Below are 4,840 nucleotides of genomic sequence, written 5' to 3'. Positions count from 1 at the left end.
GCGGCGGGCGTGCCGGGCGGCGAGGTCGACGTGGTCGAGGCGCACGGCACCGGCACCACGCTGGGCGACCCGATCGAGGCCCAGGCCCTGATCGCGACGTACGGCAGCGAGCACACCGAGGAGCGCCCGCTCTGGCTGGGCTCGATCAAGTCGAACATCGGCCACACCCAGGCCGCGGCCGGGGTGGCCGGTGTGATCAAGATGGTGCAGGCCATCCGCAACGGGGTGCTGCCCAGGACCCTGCACGTGGACGAGCCGTCCCGGCACATCGACTGGACCGACAGCCACGTCCGGCTGCTCACCGAGTCGCGGGAGTGGCCCGCGTACGACCACCCGCGCCGGGCCGGGATCTCCTCGTTCGGGATCAGCGGCACCAACGCGCACGTGGTGATCGAGGCCGCCCCGGCCGAGGCACCCGCCGAGGAGCAGCCGGGCGCCGTGCTGCCGTCCTGGCAGGTCCCGCTGCTGCTCTCCGGGCACAGCCGGGAGGCCCTGCGGGCCCAGGCGGACCGGCTGCTGACCCATCTGACCGAGCGGGCCGAGCTCGATCCACGCCGGGTCGCGGCGGCGCTGGCGACCGCGCGGACCACGCTCGCCCACCGGGCGGCGGTGAGCGGCACCGACCGGGAACAACTCCTGCACGGCCTGCGGTCGCTGGCCGACGGGGTCACCTCGCCGGCGGTCACCGTCGTCACCGCGACGGAGGGCAGGACCGCGTTCCTGTTCTCCGGACAGGGCTCCCAACTGGTCGGCATGGGACTGGAGCTGGCCGAGGCGTTCCCCGCCTTCGGGGCCGCCTTCGACGAGGTGTGCGCCGTGCTCGACCCGCTGCTGGACCGGCCACTGCGCGAGGCGCTGGCCTCGGCCGAGCTGCTGGAGCGGACCGAGTTCACCCAGCCCGCGCTGTTCGCGGTCGAGGTCGCGCTGTTCCGCCTGCTGGAGTCCTGGGGCATCCGTCCCGACCTGCTCGCCGGGCACTCCGTCGGCGAGTTCGCCGCCGCCCATGCGGCCGGAGTGTGGTCCCTGGCGGACGCCGGGCGGCTGGTCGCCGCGCGCGGCCGGCTGATGCAGGAGCTGCCGGAGGGCGGCGTGATGGTGGCGATCAAGGCCACCGAGGCCGAGATCGAGCCGCTGCTGACCGACCGGGTGAGCATCGCGGCGGTCAACGGGCCCGCCTCCGTGGTGGTCTCGGGCGAGGCGGCGGCGGTCCGGGCGATCGCCGGCCGGTTCGAGCGGACCAGGGAGCTGGCGGTCAGCCACGCCTTCCACTCGCCGCTGATGGAGCCGATGCTCGCCGAGTTCCGGGAGATCGCCGCGGGACTGGACTACAGCCCGCCGCGGATCCCGATCGTCTCCACGCTGACCGGCGCGCCGGCCGCCCCGGAGGAGCTGTGCTCGCCGGAGTACTGGGTGCGGCACGCGCGGTCGGCGGTGCGCTTCGCCGACGGCGTCCGGGCCCTGGAGGACGCGGGCGTGCGGCGGTTCGTGGAGATCGGCCCGGGCGGTGTGCTGACCGCGCTGGCCGCCGAGTGCCTGAGCGGCGACGCCGCGCTGATCCCCGTGCTGCGCAAGGACCGGGACGAGCCGGCGGCGGTCCTCGCCGCACTCGGCGCGTTCAAGGTCCACGGCGGGACACTCGACTGGGCGCGGCTGCTGCCGTCCGGAGCCGCGGTCGACCTGCCGACGTACGCGTTCCAGCGCAGCCGGTACTGGATGGCGAGCGACGCGTCGGGCCTGCGGGCCTCGGCGGACCACCCGCTGCTCGGCACCGCCGTGGAACTCGCCGGGGCCGACGGCACGCTGTTCACCGGACAGCTGTCGCTGCACACCCACCGCTGGCTGGCCGACCACGCCATCGGCGGCGTGGTGCTGCTGCCGGGGACGGCCTTCGTGGAGATGGCGCTCGCGGCCGGCGCCCGGCTGGGGTGCGGCACGGTCGAGGAACTGACCATCGCCGAACCCCTGGTGCTGCCGGCGAGCGGCACGGTCCACCTGCAGTGCACGGTGGAGCCGGACGGCTCGGGGGCCTGGACGTTCCAGGTGTACTCCCGGACGGCCGACGGCGACCCGTGGACCTCGCACGCCACCGGCGTGCTGGGCTCCGCGACGGCCCCGGCCGCCTTCGACCTGGCGGCCTGGCCGCCGGCCGGAGCCCAGCCGGTCGAACTCACCGGGACGTACGAGCGGCTGGCGCTGCTCGGTGCCGGGTACGGGCCGCTGTTCCAGGGGCTGAAGGCGGCCTGGCGGCACGGTGACGAGGTGTTCGCGGAGGTCGAACTCCCGGTCGAGGCCGAGCAATTCGGAATCCACCCGGCACTGTTCGACGCCGCACTGCACGCGATCGGACTGCGGGACGGAGCGGCGGAGCGGATGACGCTGCCGTTCGCCTGGACCGGGGTCGAGCTGCACGCCGTGGGCGCGCGGGCGCTGCGGGTGCGGATCAGCCCGGCCGGCTCCGACGCCGTACGGATCGAGGCTGCCGACAGCGCGGGCGTCCCGGTGGCCCGGGTCGAGTCGCTGGTGCTGCGCGAGGTCTCCGCCGACAGGCTGGCCGCCGCGGGCCGCAACGACTCGCTGTTCGCGGTGGAATGGGTCAGGACGCCGGTCGGCGCGACCCCGACGGCCGGACGCTGGGCGGTGCTCGGCACGCACCGGCAGCGCCTCGTCGACGCCCTGGCCGGCGAGGTCGCGGTGGTGACCGCGGTCGACGGCCTCGACGAGGCGGCGACCGCGTTCGCGGACCCGGTGGACGTCCTGGTGCTGCCGTATGCGGGCGGCGACGACCCGCAGGCGGTCCGCGACGGCCTGGCCGCCCTGCTGGGTCGGCTGCAGTCCTGGCTGGCCGACGAGCGGTTCGCCGACTCGACCCTGGCCGTGGTGACCGGCGGAGCCGTCGGCCTCGCCGGTGAGGACGTCACCGACCTGGCCGGTGCGGCGGCCTGGGGGCTGATCCGCTCGGCGCAGTCGGAGCACCCCGGCCGGATCGTGCTGGTCGACCTGGACGACTCCGCCGCCGGGTACCGGCTGCTGCCGGCCGCCGTCGCCGCCGGGGAGTCGCAACTGGCGCTGCGCTCGGGCGTGTTCAGCGCACCGAGGCTCACCAGGGCCGCGCCGCCCGCCCCCGGGGCTCCGGCCGGGTGGGCCGACCGCGTCCTGATCACCGGCGGGACCGGTGCGCTGGGCCGCCTGGTGGCCCGCCACCTGGTGACGGAGCACGGGGTGCCGCGCCTGCTGCTGCTCAGCCGGAGCGGTCTGCGGGCCCCCGGCGCGCCGGAGCTGCAGGCCGAGCTCACCGGGCTCGGCGCCGACGTGGCCGTCGTCGCCTGCGACCTGGCGGACCGCGAGCAGCTGGCGCAGGTACTGGCCGAGTACCCGGTCTCCGGAATCGTGCACGCCGCCGGTGTGCTCGACGACGGCACGGTCGCCTCCCTCACGCCCGAGCGGCTGGCCGCCGTGCTGCGGCCCAAGGCGGACGCGGCGTGGAACCTGCACGAGCTGACCAAGGACCGGCCGCTGACGGCGTTCGTCCTCTTCTCCTCGGCGGCCGGCCTGCTCGGCAGCCCCGGACAGGCGAGCTACGCCGCCGCCAACGCGTTCCTCGACGGCCTGGCCCAGCACCGCAGGGCGGTCGGCCTCCCGGCCGCTTCGCTGGCCTGGGGCGCGTGGTCCGGCAGCGGCGGCATGGCCGACCGGCTCGGCGAGGCCGACAGCCGCCGACTGGCCCAGTCCGGCGTGGGCGCGCTCACCGAGGAGGCCGGCCTCGCCCTGTTCGACGCCGCCGTCGGCCGGGACGAAGCCGTCCTGATGCCGGCCCTGCTCGACCTCGCCGCACTGGCGCAGGGCAACCGGATCCCGCCGCTGCTGCGCGGACTGGTCCGCTCGTCGTCCTCGCGCCGGGTCGTGCAGGCCGCCTCGACGGCCTCGGCCGCGCTCCGGCGCAGCCTGGCCGAACTGCCGGCCGAGGAGCGGATCACGCGGCTCCTCGACCTGGTCGGCACCCAGGCGGCCGGGGTGCTCGGCACCGCCGAGGTGGCCCTCGACCGGGCGTTCAGCGAGCTCGGCTTCGACTCGCTGACCGCGGTGGAGTTCCGCAACCAGCTCAACGAGGCCACCGGGCTGCGGCTCTCGGCCACGTTGATCTTCGACTACCCGAACCCGCTGGTGCTGGCGCAGCACCTGGAGACCGAGCTGGCCCCGGCCGACGGAGCGGGCGGCGGTGACCAGGAGGACGCCGTCCGCCGGGCGCTGGGAGCGATCCCGCTGGCCCGGCTGCGCGACTCCGGTCTGCTGGACAGCCTGCTCGAACTGGCCGGGCTGAAGCCGCGACCCGAGAGCGACGAGCCGGCCGAGAGCGGCGAGTCGATCGATGCGATGGACGCCGAGAGCCTGATCAGCCTGGCACTCGACGACCTCGCCGGGGAGGACGACGCCCTGTGACAAGGAGTGGGAACGTGGCTCGGTCCGAGAACCCGGACACCAGGATGCTCGAAGCGCTCCGCGCTTCGCTGAAGGAGACCGAGCGGCTGCGGGAGCAGAACCGCAAGCTGACCGCGACCCTGCGCGAGCCGATCGCGATCGTGGGCATGGCGTGCCGGTACCCGGGCGGCGTGGCCTCACCGCAGGACCTGTGGGACCTGGTGGCCGGGGGAGGGGACGGCATCACCCCCTTCCCGGCCGACCGGGGCTGGGACACCGGCCTCTACGACCCGGAGCCGGGTCTGGAGGGCAGGTCCTACACCGCCGCGGGTGGTTTCCTGCACGGTGCGGGTGAGTTCGATGCGGGGTTCTTCGGGATCTCGCCGCGTGAGGCGTTGTTGATGGATCCGCAGCAGCGGTTGCT

General features: G+C 75.3%; 2 protein-coding genes. Both read left to right on the top strand.

Annotation, left to right across the window (positions count from 1 at the left end):
- Positions 1–4,437, top strand: a 4,437-nt coding sequence (locus UK12_RS31800; RefSeq protein WP_156179068.1) for a type I polyketide synthase, incomplete at its 5' end; no start/stop codon positions are given.
- A gap of 14 nt (positions 4,438–4,451) precedes the next feature.
- The coding region (locus UK12_RS31795) for a beta-ketoacyl synthase N-terminal-like domain-containing protein (protein WP_045306683.1) at positions 4,452–4,840 on the top strand (389 nt) is incomplete at its 3' end.

It is taken from the genome of Saccharothrix sp. ST-888 (assembly GCF_000955975.1).
GTDB lineage: Bacteria > Actinomycetota > Actinomycetes > Streptomycetales > Streptomycetaceae > Kitasatospora.
The sequence above is the reverse complement of the archived record's forward strand: the minus strand, read 5'-3'. Positions and strand labels throughout refer to the sequence as shown.